This window comes from Streptomyces venezuelae (assembly GCF_008642295.1).
GTDB classification, from domain to species: Bacteria; Actinomycetota; Actinomycetes; order Streptomycetales; family Streptomycetaceae; genus Streptomyces; species Streptomyces venezuelae_C.
In genome coordinates this window covers 2,860,813-2,887,077 of record NZ_CP029190.1, presented here as the reverse complement: position 1 = coordinate 2,887,077, position 26,265 = coordinate 2,860,813, and the positions used below count along the sequence as shown (strand labels likewise).

Genomic DNA, 26,265 nt, shown 5'->3' with positions numbered 1-26,265 from the left:
CATCGCGGCATGGAATCATGGCGGTCAGTCAACTGGACCTCGGGCCACGGTCCATGGGCCTGCAGGGGGAGGAACGATGGCGGACAGCTTCGGACCGGTGCACGACGAGGACGGTGCCGGCTGCCGCGAGCCGATCCGGGTGCTCGTGGTGGACGACCACGCACTGTTCCGGCGCGGGCTGGAGATCGTCCTCGCGCAGGAGGAGGACATCCAGGTCGTCGGCGAGGCGGGGGACGGCGCGGAAGCGGTGGACAAGGCGGCAGACCTGCTGCCGGACATCGTGCTGATGGATGTCCGGATGCCACGGCGGGGCGGGATCGAGGCCTGTACCTCGATCAAGGAGGTGGCGCCCTCCGCGAAGATCATCATGCTGACGATCAGCGACGAGGAGGCCGACCTCTACGACGCGATCAAGGCGGGGGCGACCGGGTACCTGCTGAAGGAGATCTCCACGGACGAGGTCTCGACCGCCATCCGCGCCGTTGCGGACGGGCAGTCGCAGATCAGCCCGTCGATGGCGTCGAAACTGCTGACCGAGTTCAAGTCGATGATCCAGCGGACCGACGAGCGCCGGCTGGTACCGGCGCCGCGGCTGACGGACCGGGAGCTGGAGGTCCTCAAGCTGGTGGCCACCGGGATGAACAACCGGGACATCGCCAAGGAGTTGTTCATCTCCGAGAACACGGTGAAGAACCACGTCCGCAACATCCTGGAGAAGCTCCAGCTGCACTCCAGGATGGAGGCCGTGGTCTACGCGATGCGGGAGAAGATCCTGGAGATCCGCTGACCCGGGCCCGAGTCCGGGCCCGAGTCCGGGTTCGACCCGGCTAGCCCAGGGCGGCCAGCTCGGCCGTGACCGCCGCGGCTTCCGCCGGGCTCTGGGCGCGGTCGATGCGGACGGCATCGCAGCCGACCCACTCCGCCGCCTCCCGCAGCGCCGCCGCCATGGCCGGCGCGGCCTTCGGAGAGGTCAGGGAGAGCTGCCGGGCCACCAGCGTGCTGCCCTCGCGGGCCGGGTCCACCCGGCCCTGGAGCCGGCCGCCGGCCAGCAGCGGCATCGCGAAGTAGCCGTGGATCCGCTGCGGCTTGGGGACGTACGCCTCCAGCTTGTGGCTGAAGCCGAAGATCCGCTCGGTCCGGGGCCGGTCCCACACCAGCGAGTCGAACGGGGAGAGCAGCGTGGTGCGGTGCCGCCCGCGCGGTACGGTCGCCAGCGCCTCGGGGTCGGCCCAGGCGGGCTTGTTCCACCCCTCGACCTCGACCGGCACCAGCCCGGAGTCCGCGACCACCGCGTCGAACTGCTCCCCCTTGATCCGGTGGTAGTCGGCGAGATCGGCCCGGGTGCCCACCCCGAGCGACCGGCCGGACAGCGCCACCAGCCGGCGCAGGCATTCGGTGTCGTCCAGATCGTCGTGCAGCAGGGCGTCCGGGACGGCCCGCTCGGCCAGGTCGTAGACCCGCTTCCAGCTGCGCCGCTGGGTGCAGACCACGTCGCCGGCGTCCAGCAGCCACTCCACCGCGATCTTGGTCTCGGACCAGTCCCACCAGGGCCCGCCGTTCTTCGCGCCGCCCAGCTCGGTGGAGGTGAGCGGGCCCTCGGCCTTCAGCCGGTCCAGGACCAGCGCGCAGGAGGCCTCCCGGTCCTTCATCCGGTGCCAGCGGTAGCCGTGCTCCCGCCGGGCCCGGCGTCGGAACGCGAAATGGGGCCATTCCTCGATGGGCAGGATGCAGGCCGCGTGCGACCAGTACTCGAAGGCATGGTTCTCGGTCCAGTACGCCCGCTCGACGGTGGAACGGCCCACCGCGCCGAGCCGGGCGTACGGGATGAGCTCGTGCGACCGGGCCAGCACCGAGATCGTGTCCAGCTGCACCGCGCCGAGGTGCCGGAGCACACCGCGGACGCCCCCGCGCCGGTCCGGCGCCCCCAGGAACCCCTGCGCGCGCAGTGCGATCCGCCGTGCCTCGTCCGCCGAAAGGGAGACCGTGTTCACCGTCGTCATGGGCGAACCCTAGGACCCGGCACTGACAGCGGCGGGCTCGGGCGTCGGCAGGTACGGCAGCCGGGAGGGCAGGCCGAGGTCGGAGGGGAGCAGCGCACCCACCCGGCAGTCGCGCAGGGTGCCGCGGTGCTCCATGCCCGCGCGGGCCACGCCCTCGATCCGGAACCCGGCCTTCTCGGCGACGGCACGGGAGGCGGTGTTCCCGGTTCCGGCGCGCCAGACCAGGCGTACGCAGCCGGCTTCGGTGAAGGCCCAGCGGGCCACGGCGAGCACCGCCTCGGCCGTGTAGCCCCGGCCGCGGTGGGCGGCGACGGCCCAGTAGCCGATCTCGTGCGCGTCGGTGCCGCGCGGGACCAGGCCGACGGCGGCGACCAGCGGCCCCTCCCCGCCGAGTCCCTCCCCGCCGAGCGGCCCCTCCCCGCCGAGCCCGTCGGCCTTGAGCCGCACCGCGAAGTTGTACTCGCTGTCGTCCTGCCAGCCGGCCGGGGTCTTCTCCGTCACGAAGATCTCCGCGTCATCGCGCCGGTACGGCACCGGCACCGGGATCCACCGCTGAATGCCGGGGTCCTGGCAGGCCGCGTGCACCTCGGGCACATCGGCGGGGACGTACGGGCGCACCAGCAGCCGTTCGGTGGTCAGGGCGGTCGGTTCCATGAACGGATTCTCCGGCCCGCACCCCGGCCGGGGCGAACACTTTTCGGTGACGGCGGCACCTTCCGTGTCCCCCGTACGTTCTCATTCCGGGCGCGTGCCGCCCTGCGGATACGGCGGACCTCCCGACGTGACGGCGTCCTCGCTTACGATGGCCGTTGCGGTGGGGTCCACCTGCCGTGCCCGTCACGAACCAGTGCCAGGCCCGACCGGCAAGGAGACAAACCTCGGTGTCCGTCTTCAACAAGCTCATGCGTGCAGGCGAAGGCAAGATCCTGCGCAAACTGCACCGCATTGCGGACCAGGTCAACTCCATCGAAGAGGACTTCGTCAACCTCTCCGACGCCGAGTTGCGGGCGCTCACGGACGAGTACAAGCAGCGCTTTCAGGACGGCGAGAGCCTGGACGACCTGCTTCCGGAGGCGTTCGCGACGGTCCGCGAGGCCGCCAAGCGCGTGCTCGGCCAGCGCCACTACGACGTCCAGCTGATGGGCGGTGCGGCCCTGCACCTCGGGTATGTGGCCGAGATGAAGACCGGTGAGGGCAAGACCCTCGTCGGCACCCTGCCCGCGTACCTGAACGCGCTGTCCGGCAAGGGCGTCCACCTGATCACGGTGAACGACTACCTGGCCGAGCGCGACTCCGAGATGATGGGCCGGGTCCACAAGTTCCTGGGCCTGTCCGTCGGCTGCATCCTGGCGAACATGACGCCGGCGCAGCGCCGCGAGCAGTACAACTGCGACATCACGTACGGCACGAACAACGAGTTCGGCTTCGACTACCTGCGCGACAACATGGCGTGGTCGAAGGACGAGCTGGTGCAGCGCGGCCACAACTTCGCCGTGGTCGACGAGGTCGACTCGATCCTGGTCGACGAGGCCCGCACCCCGCTGATCATCTCCGGCCCGGCCGACCAGGCCACCAAGTGGTACGGCGACTTCGCCAAGCTGGTCACCCGCCTCACCAAGGGCGAGCCCGGGCAGCCGCTCAAGGGCATCGAGGAGACCGGCGACTACGAGGTCGACGAGAAGAAGCGGACCGTCGGCATTCATGAGGCCGGTGTCGCCAAGGTCGAGGACTGGCTCGGCATCGACAACCTCTACGAGTCCGTGAACACCCCGCTGGTCGGCTACCTCAACAACGCCATCAAGGCCAAGGAGCTGTTCAAGAAGGACAAGGACTACGTCGTCATGGACGGCGAAGTCATGATCGTCGACGAGCACACCGGCCGTATCCTGGCCGGCCGCCGCTACAACGAGGGCATGCACCAGGCGATCGAGGCGAAGGAAGGGGTGGACATCAAGGACGAGAACCAGACCCTCGCCACGATCACCCTCCAGAACTTCTTCCGCCTGTACTCGAAGCTGTCGGGCATGACCGGTACGGCCATGACCGAGGCCGCCGAGTTCCACCAGATCTACAAGCTGGGCGTCGTGCCGATCCCGACGAACCGGCCGATGCAGCGCAAGGACCAGGCCGACCTCATCTACCGGACCGAGGTCGCCAAGTTCGCCGCCGTCGTCGACGACATCGCGGAGAAGCACGAGAAGGGCCAGCCGATCCTGGTCGGCACCACCTCGGTCGAGAAGTCCGAGTACCTCTCGCAGCAGCTCAGCAAGCGCGGCGTACCGCACGAGGTGCTGAACGCCAAGCAGCACGACCGCGAGGCCCAGATCGTGGCCCAGGCCGGCCGCCGCGGCGCGGTCACCGTCGCCACGAACATGGCCGGCCGCGGTACGGACATCAAGCTCGGCGGCAACCCGGACGACCTCGCCGAGGCGGAGCTGCGGCAGCGCGGCCTCGACCCGGAGGAGCACATCGAGGAATGGGCGCACGCCCTCCCCGAGGCGCTGCACAAGGCCGAGCTGGCCGTGAAGGCCGAGTTCGAGGAGGTCAAGGAGCTCGGCGGGCTGTATGTGCTGGGCACCGAGCGGCACGAGTCGCGCCGTATCGACAACCAGCTGCGCGGTCGTTCCGGCCGTCAGGGCGACCCGGGCGAGTCCCGCTTCTACCTGTCGCTGGGCGACGACCTGATGCGCCTGTTCAAGGCGCAGATGGTCGAGCGGGTCATGGCCATGGCGAACGTGCCGGACGACGTCCCGATCGAGAACAAGATGGTGACCCGGGCCATCGCCTCGGCACAGTCGCAGGTCGAGACCCAGAACTTCGAGACCCGCAAGAACGTCCTGAAGTACGACGAGGTCCTCAACAAGCAGCGCGAGGTCATCTACGGCGAGCGGCGGCGGGTGCTGGAGGGCGAGGACCTCCACGACCAGGTGCGCCACTTCATGGACGACACGATCGACGCGTACATCCAGGCCGAGACGGTCGAGGGTTTCGCGGAGGAGTGGGACCTGGAGCGCCTGTGGGGCGCGTTCAAGCAGCTCTACCCGGTCAAGGTGACGGTGGAGGAGCTGGAGGACGCGGCGGGCGACCGCGCCGGCATCACGGCGGAGTTCATCGCGGAGTCCGTGAAGGACGACATCCACGAGCAGTACGAGGCGCGCGAGAAGCAGCTCGGCTCCGACATCATGCGGGAGCTGGAGCGGCGGGTCGTGCTGTCGGTGCTGGACCGCAAGTGGCGTGAGCACCTGTACGAGATGGACTACCTGCAGGAAGGCATCGGCCTGCGGGCGATGGCCCAGAAGGACCCGCTGGTCGAGTACCAGCGGGAGGGCTTCGACATGTTCAACGCCATGATGGACGGCATCAAGGAGGAGTCCGTCGGCTACCTGTTCAACCTGGAGGTCCAGGTCGAGCAGCAGGTCGAGGAGGTCCCGGTCGAGGCGGCGGCACCGTCGGCGCAGGCCGCGCCGTCCGTGCCGCGGCCGGAGATCCGGGCCAAGGGCCTGGACGCGCCGCAGCGGCCGGACCGGCTGCACTTCTCCGCGCCGACGGTGGACGGAGAGGGCGGTGTGGTCGAGGGCGACTTCGACGCGGACGGCCAGCCGGCCACGGGCGACGGCATGACGCGGGCGGAGCGCCGCAAGGCGCAGAAGGCGGCGGGCGGCCGGCGCCGCAAGAAGTAGCCCGTCGGGCACGTGCAAACGGCCGGGGCCGGACTCTTTCGGGGTCCGGCCCCGGCCGTTTTGCGTACGCCGCGGGGCGGGGGCGGGGGACGAGGCGTGGCCGCACGAGGCCGCGGGTGCAACGGCCCCCCGACCTCGTGCCGTCGCTGCCGGCGCGCCCGCCCCTGCCTCGCTCGGGGCGCTTCCTACGCCGACGCTCACGGCCCCGGACCCCGTGGGTACCGGGGATGCGCCCCGCGGCCTCGCCGGCTGCGTACGGGCGCCCTCCGCGCCCCGTTTCCGGGCCCTCCGGCCCGTGGGCGGCTATGACAGGGGCCCCACCTCCACCGCCGCGCAGCGCCAGCGGAGGTCCGTGCCCTGTTCCAGGCGGAACGCCATGGCCGTGACGCGGTCGCCGACCGCGATGCGGGCGAACGCCTCGATCACCCCCGGGCACGGCCGGAACCGCCCGCAGTGCCGCAGGATCGGCCGGAGGCCGTCCCGGGGCGGGCCGGAGCGGGTGAGGGTGATCAGCTGCTCGTACGCCGGGCCTACGGTGTGGCCGAGCAGGTAGTGGACCGGGCGGCGTCCGCTCAGTACGGCCAGCAGCGCCTCGGCGAACCAGGCGTGTGGGGCCGCGGCCATCCGGCGCGGGTCGCGCGGGTCGAGCCGGCTGGGCGGGCGGCGCTGGTCGCGCCGTCCGGCGGGCCGGGTCCGGGCGGCCGGCCGCCGTCGGGCGGCCCCGCCGCCGCCCTGTACGGCGGGTGTCCGCTCGGGCGGGGTCCCGCCGCCGTTGCCGTGGGTGGTGGTGCCGGTGTTGCTGTCCATGGCTGTAGCCCCCGAGATGTGAGTCCGGCCGGTGCGCTGCACATACCAGCCGGTAACTTGGCGTGGTGGGGGATGTCTAGGCCGGGCGGCTTGGACGCCGCAACGCCACCGGCCGCCGAGCGGCCGTCCGGCGGGGATTCACCTATCCGGGTTGCCGGCCCGCCGCCACGGGCCGTTCAGCGGCCCCACAGACCGCGCTGGGTGGACGCCGGCGCCGCCTTGCTGCGGACACTCGAAAGGGGACCCCGAACGGGTTGCGCCCCACCCCGAAGTGGACGCCAAGCCGTCCCGGCAGCGCGCCCGGTCGACCCGGGCTCCGGTGGCCCGGCCGGCAGCCCGCCCGGGCGGCCGGTCGGTCGCACGCCCGAGCGTCCCGCGCCTCGGCCGGGCAACCGGCCGACCCCCGCCGCCCCGGCCCCCGGCTCCGGTGACCCGGGCAGCAGCCCGCCCGGGCCACCGCGCAGCCGCGGGCCGCCCCCGCGCTGGTCCGGGGCTCGTGGACAGTTGGCGTCGTCGCCGTATCCTGAGGGCGTTCTCGACTACGGAAAGCAGCCGGCCATGCGCGTGTACGTCCCCCTGACCCTTCCCGGGCTCGCCGAGGCGCACAAGGCGGGCGAGTTGGGGCCTGCGCCGTTGCGGGCGTATGCCGTTACGCCCGCGCTGCGGGAGTGGTACACCTCGGACGACATCGAGGAGCTGGAGTACGCCGCCCTCGGCCGGGCCGCCGCCGCCTCGCTGCGCCTGGTCGCCGGGGATGCCGACGCGCCCCGCAAGCGGGTGGTCGTCGCCGTGGACGTCGCCGACAAGGCCGCCACCGCCGCCCCCGGGCTCGACGAGGACACGCTCGGCCAGGTCACCCTCGACGGCCCCGTGCGGCTCACCGTCGCCGCCGCCGTGCACGTCGACGCCGACGATGCCGTCCCGGACGTGACCGCCGCCGCCGACGCGCTGCCGGCCGCCGAAGCCGGGGACGACGACGCCCTGTTCACCGTGGACGGAGCCGAGGACCACGAGCTGCTCTGGTTCGGGGTGCAGGAGATTCCGGGGTTGGTGGGATGAACGACTTGACCTCCGTGGCGTCCATATCTTCCGGGCCGTCCGGGCCGTCCGGGCAGTCCGGGCCCTCCCTGCACATCGTGTGGGACTGGAACGGGACCCTGCTCCACGACATCGACGCCGTCATCGCCGCGACCAACGCCTCCTTCGCCGAGTTCGGCTTCGAGCCGATCACCCTGGAGCGCTACCGCGATCTGTACGTCGTCCCCGTCCCCAGGTTCTACGAGCGGATCATGGGCCGGCTGCCCACCGAAGAGGAATGGCTCGTCATGGACGAGACCTTCCACCGCCACTACTGGGCCGCCGCCGCCGAAGCCGGACTCGCCGAGGGTGCCAAGACCCTCCTCGGTGACTGGCAGCGCGCCGGCCTCAGCCAGTCGCTGCTCTCCCTCGCGCCCCACGACCGCCTCGTGCCGCTGGTCCGCACGCACGGCATCGAGTCCCATTTCGTCCGCGTCGACGGCCGCACCGGCCCCTCCCACACCACCAAGGCAGGGCATCTCGTACGCCATTTGGCGGCCATGGCCCCGGCCGGAGTGACCGCCGAACGTACGGTTCTCATCGGAGACGCCCTGGACGATGCCGCCGCCGCCGCTCATGTGGGCGCCCGGGCCGTCCTCTACACCGGCGGATCGCACAGCCGCAGCAGTCTGGAATCGGCCGGTGTCCCGGTCGTGGACACGCTGGAAGACGCCGTACGTGCAGCCCGGGATTTGGCCGAATAGCCACTGGTACCGGAGCGGTACACACCGACTACGGGTCGCGTCGCTGTCCAGAGTGTCAAAGTTCCACCCCCGGTTTTGTACACATACAGCTCATGACGCGCCGGGGGTGGAGCGAGATAGCCTTGTACCCGTGATCAGCGCGATAGTCATCGGGGGCACTGCGGCCCCCGGCCTGCGCCCGGCGCACGTCCGTGCCCGGGCCTTCGCTGATTCGCGCTCCCGGGAGACCCGGAATCCTCTGCCGATCACCTCGCCGCACACCATTTCGATCATTCCGATCGCGGCGATCATGGCCGATTCCGAGCCGGCGGCGGCGAGTGCCGCAGCAGCAGCACATTCCGCGACTATCGCGATTCCTTCCTTCACCTACGTCACGCAACGGCGCGCGACAGGAGCCATGAGGACATGCAGACCAAGCTGGACGAAGCCAAGGCCGAGCTGCTCGCACGGGCGGCCCGGGTAGCTGAGAACAGCCCGGCCGGGGGGCTACTTCCGACTGGGTCCGAGCAGGGAGAGCGCCCCGACCGGGACACCGTGCTCTCCTACCTCCAGCGCTACTACCTGCACACCGCACCCGAGGACCTCACCGACCGGGACCCGGTCGACGTCTTCGGCGCGGCCCTTTCGCACTACCGGCTCGCCGAGAACCGGCCGCAGGGCACCGCGAACGTGCGCGTCCACACCCCCACCGTCGAGGAGAACGGCTGGACCTCCAGCCACTCGGTCGTCGAGGTCGTCACCGACGACATGCCGTTCCTGGTCGACAGCGTCACCAACGAGCTGTCCCGGCAGGGCCGCGGCATCCACGTCGTGATCCACCCGCAGGTCGTCGTCCGCCGCGACGTCACCGGCCGGCTCATCGAGATCCTCGGCCCCGACTGCGACGTCCACGGCCCGCAGACCGCGCGCCCGCACGACTCCCTCGTCGAGTCCTGGATCCACGTCGAGATCGACCGCGAGACCGACCGCGGCGACCTCAAGCAGATCACCGCCGACCTCCTCCGCGTCCTGTCCGACGTGCGCGAGTCCGTCGAGGACTGGGAGAAGATGCGCGACGCCGCGCTCCGCCTCGCCGACGGCCTCAGCGCCGAGCCGACCGCCCAGGACCTGCGCGAGTACGAGCTCGAAGAGGCCCGCGAGCTGCTGCGCTGGCTCGCCGACGACCACTTCACCTTCCTCGGCTACCGCGAGTACAACCTGGTCGACGGCGACTCCCTCGCCGCCGTCCCCGGCACCGGCCTCGGCATCCTGCGCTCCGACCCGCACCACAGCGGCAAGGACGACGGCCACCCGGTCTCCCCGTCCTTCAACCGGCTGCCCGCCGACGCCCGCGCCAAGGCCCGCGAGCACCGCCTGCTGGTCCTGACCAAGGCCAACAGCCGCTCCACCGTGCACCGCCCCTCCTACCTCGACTACGTCGGCGTCAAGAAGTTCGACGCCGAGGGCAACGTCATCGGTGAGCGCCGCTTCCTCGGCCTGTTCTCCTCCGCCGCCTACACCGAGTCGGTCCGCCGGGTCCCGGTCATCCGCCGCAAGGTCGCCGAGGTCCTCGACGTCGCCGGCTTCTCCCCGGCCAGCCACGACGGCCGCGACCTCCTCCAGATCCTGGAGACCTACCCGCGCGACGAGCTGTTCCAGACCCCCGTCGACCAGCTCCAGGCCATCGTCACCTCGGTCCTCTACCTCCAGGAACGCCGCCGGCTGCGGCTCTACCTGCGCCAGGACGAGTACGGCCGCTACTACTCGGCCCTCGTCTACCTGCCGCGCGACCGGTTCACCACCGGCGTCCGGCTGCGCCTGATGGACATCCTGAAGGAGGAGCTCGGCGGCACCAGCGTCGACTTCACCGCCTGGAACACCGAGTCGATCCTCTCCCGCATCCACTTCGTCATCCGCGTCCCGCAGGGCACCGAGCTGCCGGTCCTCACCGATGCCGATGTCGAGCACCTGGAGGGCCGCCTGGTCGAGGCGGCCCGTTCCTGGGCCGACGGCTTCCAGGAAGCGCTGATCGCCGAATGCGGCGAGGAGCGCGCCGCCGAGCTGCTGCGCCGCTACGGCACCTCCTTCCCCGAGGGATACAAGGCAGACCACTCTGCGCGCGCGGCCGTGGCCGACCTGATCCACCTGGAGAAGCTGGCCGCCACCGCCGGCGACCGCGACTTCGCGCTCTCCCTGTACGAGCCGGTCGGCGCCGGCGCCGGCGAGCGCCGCTTCAAGATCTACCGGGCCGGCGAGCAGGTCTCCCTGTCCGCCGTGCTGCCGGTGCTCCAGCGCCTGGGCGTCGAGGTCACCGACGAGCGCCCCTACGAGCTGCGCCGCTCGGACCGCACCAACGCCTGGATCTACGACTTCGGTCTGCGCCTGCCCGCGCCCGCCGGCAACGGCGACGCCGCCTACCTCGGCGACGACGCCCGCGAGCGCTTCCAGGAGGCCTTCGCCGCCGTCTGGACCGGCGCGGCCGAGAACGACAACTTCAACACCCTGGTGCTGGGCGCCGGGCTGACCTGGCGGCAGGCCGTCGTCCTGCGCGCGTACGCCAAGTACATGCGCCAGGCCGGCTCCACCTTCAGCCAGGACTACATGGAGGACACCCTCCGCAACAACGTCCACACCACCCGGCTGCTGGTCTCCCTCTTCGAGGCCCGGATGTCGCCCGGCCGCCAGGCCGCCGGCAGCGAGCTCGTCGACGCCATGCTGGAGGAGCTGGAAGGCGCCCTGGACCAGGTCGCCTCGCTGGACGAGGACCGCATCCTGCGCTCCTTCCTCACCCTCATCAAGGCCACCCTGCGCACCAACTTCTTCCAGCACAACGGCAGCGCCGAGCCGCACGCCTACGTGTCGATGAAGTTCGACCCGCAGGCCATCCCGGACCTCCCGGCCCCGCGCCCCGCCTTCGAGATCTGGGTGTACTCCCCGCGCGTCGAGGGCGTCCACCTGCGCTTCGGCAAGGTCGCCCGAGGCGGCCTGCGCTGGTCCGACCGCCGTGAGGACTTCCGCACCGAGATCCTCGGTCTGGTCAAGGCGCAGATGGTGAAGAACACCGTCATCGTCCCGGTCGGCGCCAAGGGCGGCTTCGTCGCCAAGAACCTCCCCGACCCGTCGGTGGACCGCGACGCCTGGCTGGCCGAGGGCATCGCCTCGTACAAGATCTTCATCTCGGCGCTGCTCGACATCACCGACAACATGGTCGCCGGCGAGGTCGTGCCCCCGCGTGACGTGGTCCGCCACGACGAGGACGACACCTACCTGGTCGTCGCCGCCGACAAGGGCACCGCCACCTTCTCCGACATCGCCAACGGGGTCGCCGAGGAGTACGGCTTCTGGCTCGGCGACGCCTTCGCCTCCGGCGGCTCGGCCGGCTACGACCACAAGGGCATGGGCATCACCGCCCGCGGCGCCTGGGAGTCCGTCAAGCGGCACTTCCGCGAGCTGGGCCACGACACCCAGACCCAGGACTTCACCGTGGTCGGCGTGGGCGACATGTCCGGCGACGTCTTCGGCAACGGCATGCTGCTCTCCGAGCACATCCGCCTGGTCGCCGCCTTCGACCACCGGCACATCTTCATCGACCCGAACCCGGACGCGGCCGTCTCCTACGCCGAGCGCCGCCGCCTGTTCGACCTGCCGCGCTCTTCCTGGGCCGACTACAACACCGAGCTGATGTCCGCGGGCGGCGGCATCCACCCGCGCTCCGCGAAGGCCATCCCGGTCACCCCGCAGATGCGCGAGGCCCTCGGCATCCAGGAGGGCATCGCGAAGGTGACCCCCGCCGAGCTGATGCAGGCCGTCCTGAAGGCCCCGGTCGACCTGCTGTGGAACGGCGGCATCGGTACCTACGTCAAGGCCTCGGCCGAGACCCACGCCGACGTCGGCGACAAGGCGAACGACGCCATCCGCGTCAACGGCCAGGACCTGCGGGTCAAGGTCGTCGGCGAGGGCGGCAACCTGGGCCTGACCCAGCTCGGCCGGATCGAGTACGCCCGGCTCGGCGCCGGCGGCGAAGGCGGCAAGACCAACACCGACGCCATCGACAACAGCGCCGGCGTGGACACCTCCGACCACGAGGTGAACATCAAGATCCTGCTCAACGCGGTCGTCGCCGACGGGGACATGACCGTCAAGCAGCGCAACAAGCTGCTCGCCGAGATGACCGACGAGGTCGGCCGGCTGGTGCTGCGCAACAACTACGCGCAGAACACCGCGCTCGCCAACGGCATCGCCCAGGCCCCCAGCCTGCTCCACGCCCAGCAGCGCTTCATGCGCCGCCTGGAGCGCGCCGGACTGCTCAACCGCGAGCTGGAGTTCCTGCCCACCGACCGGCAGATCCGCGAGCTGCTCAACCAGGGCAAGGGCCTCACCCAGCCCGAGCTGGCCGTCCTGTTCGCCTACACCAAGATCACCACGGCGGACGAGCTCATCCACACCTCGCTGCCGGACGACCCGTACCTGCGCCGCCTGCTCCACGCGTACTTCCCGACCGCGCTCCGCGAGAAGTTCCCCGAGCAGATCGACGCGCACGCGCTGCGCCGCGAGATCATCACCACCCTGCTGGTCAACGACACCGTCAACACCGGCGGCTCCACCTTCCTGCACCGCCTCCGCGAGGAGACCGGAGCCTCCCTGGAGGAGATCGTCCGGGCGCAGCTCTCGGCCCGCGAGATCTTCGGCCTGGCTGAGGTCTGGGACGGGGTCGAGTCCCTGGACAACACGGTCCCGGCCGACGTCCAGACCCGCATCCGGCTGCACTCGCGGCGCCTGGTCGAGCGCGGCACCCGCTGGCTGCTCAACAACCGGCCGCAGCCGCTGGAGATCACCGAGACCATCGCTTTCTTCGGCGAGCGGGTCTCGGCGGTCTGGGCGGACATGCCGAAGCTGCTGCGCGGCGCGGACCTGGACTGGTACCAGCTGGTCCTGGACGAGCTGACCGCGGCCGGGGTGCCGGACGAGCTGGGCGCGAAGGTCGCCGGGTTCTCCTCCGCCTTCCCGACCCTGGACATCGTCGCCATCGCGGACCGCACCGGCATCGCCCCGCTGGACGTCGCCGAGGTCTACTACGACCTCGCCGACCGCCTGGAGATCACCAAGCTGATGGACCGGATCATCGAGCTGCCGCGGGCCGACCGCTGGCAGTCCATGGCCCGCGCCTCCATCCGCGAGGACCTGTTCGCGGCGCATGCGGCCCTGACGGCCGACGTCCTGGCGGTGGGCAACGGCGACTCGACTCCCGAGCAGCGCTTCAAGGCGTGGGAGGAGAAGAACGCGGCGATCATCAGCCGGGCGCGGACGACCCTGGACGAGATCCAGGGCTCGGACGACTTCGACCTGGCGAACCTGTCGGTCGCGATGCGTACGATGCGGAGCCTGCTGCGCTCGCACGCGTAGCCGGCCCGTACGAAGGCCCCGGCTCCCGGAGTTTCCGGGGGCCGGGGCCTTCGGCTTTCCGCCTACGCGGTGTGGCTGAGGAAACGGGTCCAGGCGGCGGGGCTCAGCGCCAGCTCGGGGCCGGCGGTGACCTTGGAGTCCCGGACGTGGACGGTGTCGGCGCAGGTGGCGACCTCGACGCAGTCGTCCCCCTGGCTGCTGCTGTAGCTCGACTTGTGCCAGGAGAGGGCCACTTCGACGCAGCTGTCGCCCTGGCTGCTGCTGTAGCTGCTCTTGAACCACCGCAACGCGGAGGTGCTGCTCATAAGGTTCCTCGCATTCGCTCCAACAAGCCCACGGAATCCACCGGGTTGAGGGCCTGGAAGCGAAGTTTTGCATACTGCTGATGGAGGACGCTGAGGGCCGCTGGGGCCGTGATGACCAGGCCCATCTTGGGTCCCTCGGTGTACCCCAGCCACTCGTGTTCCTCGGTTTCGAGGAGTTGGAACGGGCCATCTGTACCCGCGTGATGCGGCTGGACGGTCGGCATGATCTGGATGTCGACGTTGGACTTCCGGGCGCAGTCCAGCAGGTGGTCGATCACCTCGCGGGTCATCTCGGGCCCGCCGATCTGCCGTTCGAGTACGACCTGTTCGATGATGAAGCTGAAGGCCGTCAACGGCACCCGGTCGAGCAATCGCTGCCGCTCCAGGCGAGCTGCGACCAGGGCCTCCGCCCTCTTGGGCGTCCTCGGTGGCGGCGTGTTTTCGATGAGCGCCCGCGCGTAGGACTCGGTCTGCAACAGGCCCGGCACCACTCGGCACTCGTACGTGCTGAGGGCCAAGGCCGTCTCCTCCAGATCGGCCCAGCGATGGAACCAGGACGCCAGCCCCCGCTGCCGGTTGAGCTGTTTCGCCGCGATCCGGATCACGCCGAAGGAGTCCAGTGCCTCCTCCAGCTGGGTCACGTACTTGTCGGACGGGTGACGGCGGCCCTGCTCGACCGAGCCGACGTACTGGATCGAGTACCTGATCCGCTCGGCCAGTTGTTCCTGTGTCAGACCGGCGCGTTTCCGGAAGGCCTTGACCGTGTCACCGAAGGCGCGGAGATGGGCATCGGGTTCGACTTCGGGGTCGTCACTCGCCATGCAGCCAGCGTCACGTACGGTGACTCCTCCTGTCCAGACGGTGAGCTCGTACAGATCCCTTGTACGAGTTCTCCGGGTCGGCGAAGCGGAACGGCACGCCGAGGTGCGCGGCCAGCGCACGGCCCGCCTCCCTCGCGCGGGAGGCCTCGGTGTGCGGGCCGGGCCGGTTGTAGACGGTCGCCAGGCACTGCTCCCCGGCGGGCTCGTCCAGGACCGCCATGAGCAGGACGAACCAGTCGTGGACGGTGTCCCCGTCCCAGACGGCCTCGATGGCCACGATCCGGCCGGGGAGGCCGGCCGCGCGGTCGGCCAGCGAGGCGAGGTCGAGCGGGTCGTCGGAGTCTTCCGGCCGGATGGCCAGGGCTTGGTGCCGGGCGTAGACGAACTCCTGCGCCTCGCGCAGCCCCAGCCCCCACTCCCGCAGTTCGTCCCAGGCGGCCTTGACCGCCTGCATGATCCGGCCTTGGGTCAGGGCCGCGTCCACCTGTTCCCGCACTTCGGCGGGCAGGTCCTCCCACTGTTCCGACATGGGGTCATGATCGCTCAGCTCAGCCTTTGGTGAACGCCTCATACGCGTCGCAGACCTCTTCCGTCGGGCCGTCCATGCGGAGCACGCCGTGTTCCAGCCAGATCGCCCGGTCGCAGGTCTCGCGGATGGTGCCGATGCCGTGGCTGACCAGGAAGACCGTGCCGGCCTCCTTGCGGAGTTCCTCGATCCGCGCCTGGCTGCGGCGCTGGAAGCGGGCGTCTCCGGTGGCCAGGGCCTCGTCGATCATCAGCACGTCGTGGTTCTTGGCTGCGGCGATGGCGAAGCGGAGGCGGGCGCCCATCCCGGAGGAGTAGGTGCGCATGGGGAGACCGATGAAGTCGCCCTTCTCGTTGATGCCGGAGAAGTCGACGATCTCGTCGTAGCGGTCGCGGATCTGGCGACGGGTCATGCCCATGGCCAGGCCGCCGAGGATGACGTTGCGCTCGCCGGTCAGGTCGTTCATCAGGGCCGCGTTGACCCCGAGGAGGGAGGGCTGGCCGTGCGAGTAGATCTTGCCCTCGGTGACCGGCTGGAGGCCGGCGATGGCCTTGAGGAGGGTGGATTTGCCGGAGCCGTTGGAGCCGATCAGGCCGATGGCTTCGCCCTTGTACGCGATGAAGCTGACCCCGCGGACGGCGTGCACCTCGGTGGCGGTGGGGCGGGCGGTGCTCTTGCGGCGGGCGATGCGGCTGAGGGCGGCGGTGGCGCTGCCGCGGGCGGCGCCGCTGCCGTGGACCTTGTAGACGACGTGCACGTCGTCGGCGATCACGGTGGGGGTGCGGGGTTCCGTATCAGCCACGGCCGTACTCCTCCTCTGCCTTCCAGAAGTAGACGAATCCGCCGATGCCGGCGAGCAGGGCCCAGCCGGCCGCGATCAGCCAGGCGTGCGGCGGGAGGTTGTGGGCGGTGAAGGAGTCGATGAGGGAGAAGCGCATCAGGTCGATGTAGACCGCTGCCGGGTTGGTCTTGAGGACCAGGCTGACCCAGCCGGGGAGGTGGTCGCCCTTCAGCATCTGGTCGATGGACCACATGACGCCGGAGGAGTACATCCAGGTGCGCAGGACGAAGGGCATCAGCTGGCTGATGTCGGGGGTCCTGCTGCCGATCCGGGCCATGGCGAGGGCGCAGCCGGCGCAGAACACGGCCATCAGGAGGAGGGTGGGGAGGGCCAGCAGCCAGGCCGGGTTCGGGGTCTGGCCGAAGCCGAGCAGCAGGACGACCAGGGCGAGCATGGTCACCAGGAGCTGCTGGAAGAGCTGTACGACGGTGGCGATGGGCAGGCTGGCGCGGGGGAAGTGCAGGGCGCGGACCAGGCCGAGGTTGCCGTGGATGGCGCGGGTGCCGGCGTTGACGGAGCTGCCGATGAAGTCCCAGACGAAGACGCCGGTGATGAGGAAGGGGATGTAGTCGGGGACTCCGTGGCTGGCCTTCATGACGATGCCGAAGACGAAGTAGTAGACGAGGGCGTTGAGGAGCGGGGTGACCAGGTGCCACACCTGGCCGAGCTTCGCCGTGCTGTACTGCGCCGCCATTTTGGCGGTCGCGAAGGCCGTCACGAAGTGGCGGCGGCCCCAGAGCTCGCGGAGGTAGCGGGGGAGGGTGGGGCGGGCGCCGCTGACGGTGAGGCCGTGGGTGGCGGCGAGGGCTGCGGGCGTGGGTTTGTCCAGGGCGGTCGCGGTGGTCGTGGTGGTCACGCGGGGTCGCTTCGCTTTCGTCGCCGGCCGGTTGGTCGATGGAACGGGTCCGTATCGTCGCTACGGCGAGAGTAGGGCGGATTGCGTCGGGACGCAACCGTATCGTCGTCACGGGGGAGTGGCGGCGTGCGCGGCTATGCTCTGTGCATGACCAACCACGCTGCTGCCGCCGATGACCCTGCTGCTGCCGCTGCGCCCAGGCGGGCTCCGGCGGGTGCCGCCGTCCTGCGCGAGGACGTGACCGAAGCGATCAGGGCGGCCGTGCTGGCGGAGCTGGCGGCGGTCGGGTTCTCCCGGATGTCCATCGAGGGGATCGCGAGGCGCGCGGGCGTGGGGAAGACCGCGGTGTACCGGCGGTGGAAGTCCAAGCTGCACCTGGTGCTGGACCTGATCGGGGCGTTCGCGGCGGAAGGGCTGCCGGTGCCGGCGACGGGGTCGCTGTACGGGGACCTGCGGGCGCTGCTGGAGGTCATGTCGCACGTCCTGCGGCACCCGGTGGCTTCGGCGGTGATCCCGGACCTGCTGGTGGAGGCGGCCCGCAACCCGGAGATCGCGGAGGCGGTGCGGGGGGCGGTGCTCGACGGGCAGCGGCGGCTGGCGGAGGGGATCGTCGCGGAGGCGGTCGCCCGCGGGGAGCTGGGGGCGGGGGTGGACCCGGACCATGCGCTGGACCTGGCGGTCGGGCCCCTGTACTGGCGGGTGGTGGTCGTCGGCGAGGCGGTGACCGCGGGCTACCTGGACTCCTTGGCCCGCTCGGCGGTGGCGGCGCTGCGCAGCAGCGAGGCCTAGCCGGGCCCCCACCCCCGTGGGGGGCCCGGCGCGGGCCTGCGGGTTACGGCTCCGTGCGCTTTTCAAGGCGGCTGCCGCGGGGGAGGGTGATCGACATGATGTCGCTGGGGGCGTCCAGCGCGAGGCGGTGCCAGCGGCCCCGCGGGACGATGACCGCGGTGCCGGGCGGGAGGGTGAGCTGCTCTTCCGGGTCTCCGGGGTGCTCCGGGCGGAAGTAGAGGCGTATGCCGCCGCTCAGACAGGAGACGACCTCCTCCGCGTGCGGGTGGACCTCCCAGTGGTCGCCGTGGACGTCGGCGTCGGTCTCCACATGGAAGGCCATCACCTGCCAGCCGTCCCGCTCGACGTCGAAGACGGGCGGCACGGCGTGTGCCCCGCCGTCCTGCTGGAGGTGGAGGAAGGAGGCGAACAGGTCGATCGGGGTGGTCGTGGGCATGGTGATTGCTTCCCTTCGCTCGGGCCGCTCAGGCGGCCAGTGCACGGCGCAGGACCGCGCCGAGTTCGGTCAGTTGGCGCTGGGAGACGTCGGCCGACTGGAGCGCCAGCGAGCCGTGGAACGTACCCGGCCACTGATGCAGTTCGACCGGCACGCCCGCCTCCAGCAGGCGCAGCGCATACGCGATGCCCTCGTCCCGGTTCGGATCGAACTCCGCGGTGGCGACATAGGCCGCCGGGAGCCCGGACAGGTCCTCCGCGCGGGCCGGTGCCGCGTACGGCGTGGCCGGCTGGGAGCCCAGGTAGTGGGCGAGCGCCGTGGCACGGACATCGCGCGTGTTCCAGGGCGTGTCGGTGAAGTTCCGTGCCGACCACGTCTGCTGCCGGTCGTCCAGGATGGCCTCGTTGAGCAGCTGGAAGCGGACCGGCGGGCCCTGCTCGTCACGGGCCCGCAGCGCTACCGCCGCCGCCAGGTTCCCCCCGGCGCTGTGCCCGCCGACCGCGATCCGGTCCGGGTCGATGCCGAGCTCGGCGGCGTGCTCGTATGTCCAGGCCAGTACGGCGTACGCGTCGTCCAGCGCGGCCGGGAACCGGTGCTCGGGGGACAGGCGGTAGTCGACCGTGATGACGACCGCGCCGGAAAGCCGGGCGATCGGGGCGGCCCAGTGCTCCTCGACGTCCAGGTCGCCGACCACCCAGGCGCCGCCGTGCAGCCAGATGAACGCGCCGGGGGCCGCTCCCGACAGCGGGCGGTAGATCCGTACCGGTACCTCCGGATCGGCCGGCACCGTACGGGCCTCGATCTCCAGGCCCGTGGTGTCCGGAGCCGGCCGCGCCGCGGCCAGTTCGGCGTACATCGTGCGATAGGCGACCGGGTCGTTCAGGTCGGTACGGGGGAGCAGGGGGACGAATGCTTCGAGTTCGGGGTCCATGCCGGCCATCCTGACCGCCGGCCGCCCGCCGGATCATCCGCCGACCGTCGGGCATCGCGCCCGGATCGCGCGCCGAACGGCGCTTCTCCTTCCAGGCCGCCGCGACTTACCCTCCTGGCATGGAGGCACTGGCGGTGCGGTTGTCGGGACTGGATCCGTACGTCGACGGTGCGATCCGCATCGTGGCGTTCTACGACACGCTGATGCGCCGGCGGGTGGACCTGCCCGCGCTCGCCCGGGCCTCGGCGGGGCTGGCCGAGTGCGTGGCCGGAATCCGGCTGCACGGCACCGGGCGGGTGATCCGCGTCGCGGCCGATGGCCGGGCGGCGGCCGACCCGTCGTCCGGGCCGTCGTCACCGGCGCCCGCGTTCACCACCGTGCCGATCACACTCGACGAGGAGGAGATCGGCACCGTGTGGCTGGAACGCCCCGGCGCGCCGAACCAGCTGGACGAGGTGCTGCTGGAGCGGCTCGCCCTCGCCACCGCCACGGCCGTGGAGCGGTACGGTCCGGCCCGCACCACCATGGCCGACCCCGCCCTCGTCGAGCTGGTGATCAGTGCCGACAGCGACGAGGCCGCCAGGGCGCGGGCGTTACGGCTGCTCGGTTTCACCCCCGGCCGGCCCGTTCAGGTCCTCGCCGTCCGTTCGCGGCTACCGCTCGACCGGATCGCCGGTCTGGTCTGTCCGGGGAGCACCGTGAAGGCGGCACCGCTCGCCGGTGTGGGCGCCGTCCTGGCCACCACCGTGGACCGGACCCGGTTCCCCGAAGGGGTGCGCGCGGGCATCGGGTCCGCCGAAAGCCCCGACCGCTCCTGGCGGCAGGCCCGCACCGCCGTCCGGTTCACCACCCCGCGCCGGCCCGTCGTCCACCACGACGACCTGGGGGCGGTGGCGCTGCTCGCCCGGGTGGGCGACCAGGCCTTGCGGGACAACACCGACATCGCCGCCATCGCGCGTATCGCCGGGAACCCCGAAGACCTGGAGACCCTGGACGCCTACTGCGCCACCGGCTCACTCCGCCGGGCCGCCGAGCTCCTCCACCTCCACCACAGCAGCGTCGCCCGCCGGCTCGAACAGATCGCGAAGAGCCTCGGCATCGAACTCACCGAGCACACCGGACTGGTACGGGCCTCCCTCGCCCTCACCGCCTGGCGGTTGATCCACGACGACGACATTTTCTAAGGCCAGCGCGACGGGCTCAGGCCCGCCAGCGGGGGACTGGAGACGGCGGCCCCGGCGGCGGCCGATGCCGCCGGGGCGGGGTGGCGGGCCTCCAGGGGGACGAACGCGGGGAGGCCGTCCGACTGGTCCAGGAAGACCCGGCGGACCACGCGTTCCGCCGCGTGCCCGTCGTCGTACGTGCAGAACCGCGCCCGGAAGGCCGCCCGGAGCTCGGCCGAGCGGGAGCCCTGCCAGTGGCCGGTGGCGAAGATGTCGATCAGTTCGTCCTCGGTCCGGGCGATCGCGCCGGGCGGGAACGCCCGGAGGTCGAAGTAGGTGCCGCGGGCGGCCTCGTACGCCTCCCAGTCGTCCGCGTGGATCACGATCGGCCGGTCCAGCGAGGCGTAGTCGAACATCAGGGACGAGTAGTCGGTGACCAGCGCGTCGGCCGCCAGGCACAGCTCCTCCACCGAGGGGTGCCCCGAGACGTCGATCAGGCGCGGATGCGCGTCCCGGGACAACGGGACGTCACCGTAGGTGTGATGGGCGCGGGCCAGGATCGTGAAGCGCGGACCCAGGTCCCGCAGCACCCGGTCGAAGTCCAGGTAGTCCGGGCGGCTGCGGCGGTAGTCGCGGTGCGTGGGGGCGTACAGGACGGCCGTGGTGCCGGCCGGGATGCCCAGGCGGTCCCGGAGCTCCGCCACGTCCGAGGCGGACGCCCGGTGGAACACGTCGTTGCGCGGATAGCCGTACTCCAGGGTGGTGTAGGACGAAGGCACGGCCTTCTCCCAGACCAGGGTGGAATGGCGGTTCGAGGACAGCAGGTAGTCCCACTGGTCGGCGCCGCGCAGCAGCCCCGCGAAATCGGTGGTCGGGGTGGCCGCCGGGCGGTCCTGGAGGTCCAGGCCGACCCGCTTCAGCGGGGTGCCGTGCTGGGTTTGGACGAGGATCTGGCCGCGGCGTTTGACCAGGGCGCGGTCGAAGTTGACGTTGGTGACCAGGTAGCGCGCCCGGGCCAGGGCCGTCCAGTACGCGAACGAGCCCGGGCGGAGCGCGGCCGTGGCCCGGGGCAGCCCCGAGGCATGGCCCGGGCCGCAGATCCACGCCGTCCGCATGCCCGGCGCCAGCTCCCGCAGCTTCGCCTCGATCGCCGCCGGATTGCAGGCGTAGCCGCCGTGCCAGTACGCACTGAAGACGGCGAGGTCGGAGCGGAGGGGCCGCAGCCGCTGGAGCCGGTAGTGCAGCCGGCACACCGTCTCGCGCAGCCCCTGGCGGGCCGCCGCCGCGCCCCGGGCCGCCGCCAGCCCGGCCGCCCGCAGCACCGACAGGCTGCGGTACAGGCGCCGCAGGCCCAGCCGCATCAGGGTGTGCCGCAGCCGGTCCACCCGGGACACCGGCAGCGGGCCGCCGCTCCGCGGGCCCGGCGCCCGGTAGCGGCGCAGCTGGTCGGCCGCCCGCCGGAAGAACTCCGGCCGGGACGCCCGCGGCAGCCGCACCCGGTCCGCGAACAGCGCGCAGTAGTGCTCGGCCATCCGCCGGTGCACCAGGGGCCGCCAGCGCTCCAGCTCCGGGCGGCCGGCCAGGAAGGCGAACACCCGGTCGTACTGGTCGAAGATGTCCAGATGCCGGGGTGTGGTCGTGGTGAGGATCGACCCGGTCCGCCGCTGCCGGTAGTGCACGCACACCCGGTCCAGGACCGCCACGGACTCGGCCGCCAGCAGGGCCGGGTAGGTCCACGGGGTGTCCTCGTACAGGCCGGTCGGGAAGACGAGCTCCTCGCGCTCCACGAACTCGCGGCGGTAGGCCTTGTTCCACACCACCATCAGCATGCCGAGCAGCGCCGGACGGTCGGCGAGCCGGAAGCTGGCCGGGCCCTCCTCGCAGAGCCGGTGGGACAGCCGGTTGCGGAGCAGCTCCCCGGTCCAGAAGGTGCGCGCGTAGTCGTACACCAGGACGTCCGGGGAGCCGGTCGCCTTGAGCCGGTCGGCGATGGCCTGGAGGGCGCCCGGGGCGAGGGTGTCGTCCCCGTCCAGGAACACGATGTAGTCGCCGGTCGCCCGGGCCAGACCCGCGTTGCGGGCCGGACCCAGGCCCAGGTTGTGCGCCAGGTGGACGGCGGTGACCCGCGGATCGCGGGCCGCGTACTCGTCGACGATCGAACCGCAGGCGTCCGGGGAGGCGTCGTCCACCGCGATCAGTTCCAGGTCCGGGTACGACTGGGAAAGGACCGAGTCCAGACTCTCCTGCAGGTACGCCTGGACCTTGTACGCGGGCACGATGACGCTGAACCGGGGCACGGCACATCCAGGGGTCGGCGCGGGCATATTGCCCAGGAACCACCCTGGCGATCATCAGGTTACGCAGAGTGCGGCATTCGGGTTACTACTTCACCGCCCCCGCCATCACCCCCGACACGAACTGCCGCTGGAAGGCGAAGAACACGATCAGCGGGATCACCATCGACAGGAACGCGCCGGGCGCGAGCACGTCGATGTTGTTGCCGAACTGCCGGACCTGCTGCTGGAGTGCGACCGTGACGGGCGGGTTCGCCGAATCCGCGAACACCAGCGCCACCAGCATGTCGTTCCACACCCACAGGAACTGGAAGATGCCCAGCGAGGCGATCGCCGGACCGCCCAGCGGCAGCACCACCCGGGTGAACAGCCGCAGTTCACCGGCCCCGTCGAGGCGGGCCGCCTCCAGCAGCTCCCGCGGGATCTCCGCGAAGAAGTTCCGTAGCAGGAACACCGCGAACGGCAGCCCGAAGGCCGTGTGGAACAGGACCACCCCGGCCGTCGTCTCGAAGAGGCCGATCGTGCCGAAGAGTTCGGAGACCGGGATCAGCGCGACCTGGACCGGTACCACCAACAACCCCACCACGACCAGGAACAGCCAGTCCCGCCCGGGGAACTCCAGCCAGGCGAAGGCGTATCCGGCGAACGCGCCGAGCAGCACCACCAGCACCGTGGCCGGCACGGTGATCGCCACCGTGCTGAGCAGTGACTTCGTGATCGTGTCGTTCGCCAGCAGGTCCGCGTAGTTCTCGGTGGTCAGCCGGGCCGGCTCGGAGAAGACCTGCCACCAGCCCTCCCGGTTCAGGTCGGAAGGCGCCAGGAACGAGGACAGCAGCAGGCCGAGCGTGGGCAGCAGCCAGAACAGGGCGGCAAGGACCAGGAAGACCCGGACCGCCCCGCCGGCGGTCCGCGCGGCCAGCCGGGACACGAGGGAATCCTTCATCGGGAACGCTCCTTCCGCAGCCGCCGGATGTTCACCAGCATCACCGGCACCACCAGGAGCAGCAGCAGGACCGCGATCGCGCTGCCCACCCCCTGATCGGCGTCCGTGCCGAACGAGGTCCGGTACAGCTGGAGCGCCAGCACGTTCGCATCGTCCTGCACCGACCCCGGCGCGATCACGAAGACCAGGTCGAAGATCTTCATCACGTTGATCACCAGGGTCACCAGGACCACCACCAGGACCGGTGCCAGCACCGGCACGGTGATCCGGCGGAACACCTGCCACTCGTTCGCCCCGTCCACCCGGGCCGCCTCCAGCAGCTCCCGGGGCACCGCCGCGAGCCCGGCCGCGATCAGCACCATCGCGAAGCCCGCCCACATCCACACGTACGCCCCGATGACCGCCGGGGTCACCAGCGCGGGACCCAGCCAGTCCACCCCCGCGTACGCCTCCCGGAAGTTGGCCGCCGGGAGCCGCAGCACCGCCCCGTCGGCCTTCTCCGACAGGGTGAACGTGCCGTCCGCCCGGGCCCGGACGGACTCCACCACCTTCCCGTCCTTCACCGCCTCGATCCGCATGCCCGCGTACGCCGATTCGGCCGGGTCCACCGCGTTCGTCTGCCCGCCCCCGCCCCGGGTGAAGTCCTGCCAGGCGGTGCCGGTGACCTTCCCCGGTTCGCCGGCCGGCGGGCGGGCGGTCTTCGTCCCCTCCGGGAGCGCGGCCGGGGCGACCCCGACCAGCGGCAGCAGCACCGGCACGCCCGCCCGGACCGGCTCCCGCGTCACATACGCGCCGCCGCCGGCCGGCACCAGCGGCGAATCACGGCCGGGCCGGGCCTTGGGGAAGGCCGAACTCTCGGCGAAGGTGTCGTGCACCCCCACCCACACCGCATTGGCCACGCCCCTGTCGGGATCCTGCTCGTACACCAGCCGGAAGATGATCCCGGCCGCCAGCATCGAGATCGCCATGGGCATGAACACCAGCAGCTTGAACGCCGTGCCCCAGCGGACCCGTTCCGTCAGGACCGCGAAGAGCAGACCGAGCACGGTCGCCGTGACGGGCGCCAGCACCACCCACACCGCCGTGTTCTTCAGCGCATTGCGGATGGCGTCGTCCCGCAGGATCTCCCCGTAGTTGTCCAGGCCCACGAAGGAGCCGCCGGACCGGTCGAAGAGACTGCGGTAGACGGAGTAGCCGATCGGCTGCACGACCAGCGCGCCGAGCAGCAGCAGCGCGGGCAGCAGGAAGGCCGCCGCCACCATCCGGTGGCGGCGCCGTGACGTCCCGGCCACCGGGATCAGTTCCCGAAGGCCTTGGCCGCGTCGGACTCCAGCCGGGCCTGCGTACCGGCCACATCGGCCGGGTTCTTCAGGAAGTCCTGGAGCGCCTTCCACTCACCCGCGCCCGGCGTGCCGCCGAAGGACGCCGGGGCCTGGTCGGACATGTCGAACCGGAAGTCGTCGCCCGCCGCGATCAGCGCCTTGGCGATCTCCCGCTGGATGTCGTTCGGATACGCCTCGGGCCGCACCGACTTGTTGGGTGAGACGAAACCGCCCTCGGCGGCCTGGATCTCCGCCGCATCCGCCGAGGCCAGGAAGGTCAGCAGGGCCTGCGCACCCTTCGAGGGCTTGAGCGCCACCGCCACATCGCCGCCCGAGACCACCGGGGCTTTCGCGCCGACCGCCGGGAACGGGAACACCAGCGCGTCCTCGCCGATCTTCGCATCGGTCTGGGCGATGTTCACCGCGACGAAGTCGCCCTCGAAGACCATCGCCGCGGCCGGCTGGTCGCCGCCGGTGAAGGTCTGCGTCACCGACTTGGGGAACTCGGTGGCCAGCGCCCCGGTCTGGCCGCCCGCCAGATAGTCCTTGCGGCCGAACAGCTCACCGAGGGTGGTCAGGGCCTGCTTGACGCTGTCGTCCGTCCACTTGATCTCGTGCTTGGCCAGCTTGTCGTACTTTTCCGGACCCGCCTGGGAGAGATAGATGTTCTCGAACCAGTCGGTGAGGGTCCAGCCGTCCGCACCGCCGACCGACACGGCCGGGATGCCGGAGGCCGACAAGGTCTCGGCGGTGGCCAGGAACTCCTTCCAGGTCTTGGGGACCTTCGCCCCGGCCGCCTCGAAGGCCTTCGCGTTGTACCAGACCAGGGATTTGTTGGCCGCCTTGTAGTACACCCCGTACTGGGTGCCGCCGACCGCGCCCAGGGACTTCCAGCCCGGCGAGTAGTTCTTGTCGAGCTGGGCCTGGGCCGCGGGCCCCACCGGCTGCGCCCACTTGTTCTGCACGGCCGAGACCAGTGCCCCGACCTGCGGCAGCAGCGCCACGTCCGGCGGCTGCCCGCCCGCGACCTTGGTACCGAGGAAGGTCACGATGGGGTCCTGGGCCGGCACGAAGGTGACGGTGGCCCCGGTGCGCTTCTCGAACTCCTTGAGCACCTTGGTGAAGTTGGCCTGTTCGGGGCCCGTCCAGACGGCCGCGACCTCGATCTTCTCCCCTGCCAGGGAGGGTAATTCGACCCCGCCGGGCCGGGCCGCACCGCCCGAGGGGGTGCTGCCCTCCTTCCCGGTGCCGCCGTCCCCGCCGTCCCCGCCGCAGGCGGTCAGCGCGAGTGCGCCCAGGGCGGCCATCGCCACCCAGGCGTGCGTCGTCGTACGGCTTCGTCCGCGGTTGCGCATGGCTGTGCCCCCGATGCCCGTGGTGTGCCAGTG

The 26,265-nt window shown here is 71.2% G+C and carries 21 protein-coding genes; 7 read left to right on the top strand and 14 right to left on the bottom strand.

Annotated features, from left to right (window positions below):
• Positions 1-76: 76 nt before the first annotated feature.
• Entirely contained in the window at positions 77-787 is a 711-nt protein-coding gene (locus DEJ50_RS12545; protein WP_150207931.1) for a response regulator, read from the top strand.
• A 40-nt stretch (positions 788-827) separates the two neighbouring features.
• Here DEJ50_RS12545 and DEJ50_RS12540 read toward each other — a convergent pair whose 3' ends face one another.
• Complete coding sequence (locus DEJ50_RS12540; RefSeq protein ID WP_150207929.1) at positions 828-2,000, bottom strand: winged helix-turn-helix domain-containing protein; 1,173 nt, start codon at positions 1,998-2,000, stop codon at positions 828-830.
• 9 nt (positions 2,001-2,009) lie between these two features.
• Positions 2,010-2,654 carry a GNAT family N-acetyltransferase gene (locus DEJ50_RS12535; RefSeq protein WP_150207927.1) on the bottom strand — a complete coding sequence of 215 codons (645 nt, stop codon included), beginning with the start codon at positions 2,652-2,654 and terminating at the stop codon, positions 2,010-2,012.
• A gap of 227 nt (positions 2,655-2,881) precedes the next feature.
• Here DEJ50_RS12535 and secA point away from each other — a divergent pair, with 227 nt between their 5' ends.
• Positions 2,882-5,680, top strand: coding sequence for a preprotein translocase subunit SecA (gene secA / locus DEJ50_RS12530; protein ID WP_150207925.1), 2,799 nt, complete (start codon positions 2,882-2,884; stop codon positions 5,678-5,680).
• A gap of 303 nt (positions 5,681-5,983) precedes the next feature.
• Here secA and DEJ50_RS12525 read toward each other — a convergent pair whose 3' ends face one another.
• A complete protein-coding gene (locus tag DEJ50_RS12525) occupies positions 5,984-6,487 on the bottom strand; it encodes an Rv3235 family protein (RefSeq protein WP_223837725.1) in 504 nt (167 codons plus the stop codon).
• A 558-nt stretch (positions 6,488-7,045) separates the two neighbouring features.
• Between DEJ50_RS12525 and DEJ50_RS12520 the strand changes: the two genes are divergently transcribed.
• The 3 genes from DEJ50_RS12520 (at position 7,046) to DEJ50_RS12510 (ending at position 13,650) form a co-directional block, all read left to right on the top strand.
• Positions 7,046-7,546, top strand: coding sequence for a DUF6912 family protein (locus DEJ50_RS12520; protein ID WP_150207924.1), 501 nt, complete (start codon positions 7,046-7,048; stop codon positions 7,544-7,546).
• Positions 7,543-8,268, top strand: a complete 726-nt coding sequence (locus DEJ50_RS12515) for an HAD family hydrolase (protein WP_150207922.1) — start codon at positions 7,543-7,545, stop codon at positions 8,266-8,268. The genes DEJ50_RS12520 and DEJ50_RS12515 overlap by 4 nt, the downstream gene beginning before the upstream one ends.
• A 405-nt stretch (positions 8,269-8,673) precedes the next feature.
• Positions 8,674-13,650 (top strand): NAD-glutamate dehydrogenase, encoded by a 4,977-nt coding sequence (locus DEJ50_RS12510; RefSeq protein WP_150207920.1) that lies wholly within the window; start codon positions 8,674-8,676, stop codon positions 13,648-13,650.
• 62 nt (positions 13,651-13,712) lie between these two features.
• Here the strand turns inward: DEJ50_RS12510 and DEJ50_RS12505 are convergent, their stop codons facing one another.
• Genes DEJ50_RS12505 through DEJ50_RS12485 form a run of 5 tightly spaced genes read right to left on the bottom strand, consistent with a single transcriptional unit; the run spans position 13,713 to position 16,999 of the window.
• The gene (locus tag DEJ50_RS12505; protein ID WP_150207918.1) at positions 13,713-13,955 is read right to left on the bottom strand and encodes a DUF397 domain-containing protein; all 243 of its coding nucleotides are present in this window, start codon (positions 13,953-13,955) and stop codon (positions 13,713-13,715) included.
• Positions 13,952-14,776 (bottom strand): helix-turn-helix transcriptional regulator, encoded by an 825-nt coding sequence (locus DEJ50_RS12500; protein WP_150207916.1) that lies wholly within the window; start codon positions 14,774-14,776, stop codon positions 13,952-13,954. Before DEJ50_RS12500 ends, DEJ50_RS12505 begins: the two co-directional genes overlap by 4 nt.
• A 10-nt stretch (positions 14,777-14,786) precedes the next feature.
• Positions 14,787-15,305, bottom strand: coding sequence for a hypothetical protein (locus DEJ50_RS12495; RefSeq protein WP_150207914.1), 519 nt, complete (start codon positions 15,303-15,305; stop codon positions 14,787-14,789).
• 19 nt (positions 15,306-15,324) lie between these two features.
• Positions 15,325-16,104, bottom strand: coding sequence for an ABC transporter ATP-binding protein (locus tag DEJ50_RS12490; protein WP_150207912.1), 780 nt, complete (start codon positions 16,102-16,104; stop codon positions 15,325-15,327).
• The gene (locus tag DEJ50_RS12485) at positions 16,097-16,999 is read right to left on the bottom strand and encodes an ABC transporter permease (RefSeq protein WP_150207910.1); all 903 of its coding nucleotides are present in this window, start codon (positions 16,997-16,999) and stop codon (positions 16,097-16,099) included. Before DEJ50_RS12485 ends, DEJ50_RS12490 begins: the two co-directional genes overlap by 8 nt.
• Before the next feature lie 147 nt (positions 17,000-17,146).
• On the opposite strand from DEJ50_RS12485, the gene DEJ50_RS12480 reads away from it, so the two are divergent.
• Positions 17,147-17,788: a TetR/AcrR family transcriptional regulator gene (locus DEJ50_RS12480; RefSeq protein WP_150207908.1), complete on the top strand. Its 642-nt coding sequence runs from the start codon at positions 17,147-17,149 to the stop codon at positions 17,786-17,788.
• A gap of 43 nt (positions 17,789-17,831) precedes the next feature.
• Here DEJ50_RS12480 and DEJ50_RS12475 read toward each other — a convergent pair whose 3' ends face one another.
• Both DEJ50_RS12475 and DEJ50_RS12470 read right to left on the bottom strand, forming a co-directional pair.
• Positions 17,832-18,224, bottom strand: coding sequence for a cupin domain-containing protein (locus DEJ50_RS12475; protein ID WP_150207906.1), 393 nt, complete (start codon positions 18,222-18,224; stop codon positions 17,832-17,834).
• A 28-nt stretch (positions 18,225-18,252) separates the two neighbouring features.
• Complete coding sequence (locus tag DEJ50_RS12470; RefSeq protein ID WP_150207905.1) at positions 18,253-19,155, bottom strand: alpha/beta hydrolase; 903 nt, start codon at positions 19,153-19,155, stop codon at positions 18,253-18,255.
• Between the two features lie 119 nt (positions 19,156-19,274).
• On the opposite strand from DEJ50_RS12470, the gene DEJ50_RS12465 reads away from it, so the two are divergent.
• Entirely contained in the window at positions 19,275-20,339 is a 1,065-nt protein-coding gene (locus tag DEJ50_RS12465) for a PucR family transcriptional regulator (RefSeq protein WP_150207903.1), read from the top strand.
• On the opposite strand, the gene DEJ50_RS12460 is transcribed toward DEJ50_RS12465, so the two are convergent.
• From DEJ50_RS12460 to DEJ50_RS12445, 4 genes are all read right to left on the bottom strand, one after another.
• The gene (locus DEJ50_RS12460) at positions 20,336-22,615 is read right to left on the bottom strand and encodes a bifunctional glycosyltransferase family 2 protein/CDP-glycerol:glycerophosphate glycerophosphotransferase (protein WP_150207901.1); all 2,280 of its coding nucleotides are present in this window, start codon (positions 22,613-22,615) and stop codon (positions 20,336-20,338) included. The genes DEJ50_RS12465 and DEJ50_RS12460 overlap by 4 nt on opposite strands.
• Positions 22,616-22,700: 85 nt before the next feature.
• Positions 22,701-23,555: a carbohydrate ABC transporter permease gene (locus tag DEJ50_RS12455; protein WP_150207900.1), complete on the bottom strand. Its 855-nt coding sequence runs from the start codon at positions 23,553-23,555 to the stop codon at positions 22,701-22,703.
• Positions 23,552-24,817 carry a carbohydrate ABC transporter permease gene (locus DEJ50_RS12450; protein WP_150212082.1) on the bottom strand — a complete coding sequence of 422 codons (1,266 nt, stop codon included), beginning with the start codon at positions 24,815-24,817 and terminating at the stop codon, positions 23,552-23,554. The genes DEJ50_RS12455 and DEJ50_RS12450 overlap by 4 nt, the downstream gene beginning before the upstream one ends.
• Before the next feature lie 35 nt (positions 24,818-24,852).
• The gene (locus tag DEJ50_RS12445) at positions 24,853-26,232 is read right to left on the bottom strand and encodes an ABC transporter substrate-binding protein (protein ID WP_150207898.1); all 1,380 of its coding nucleotides are present in this window, start codon (positions 26,230-26,232) and stop codon (positions 24,853-24,855) included.
• Between the last annotated feature and the right edge of the window lie 33 nt (positions 26,233-26,265).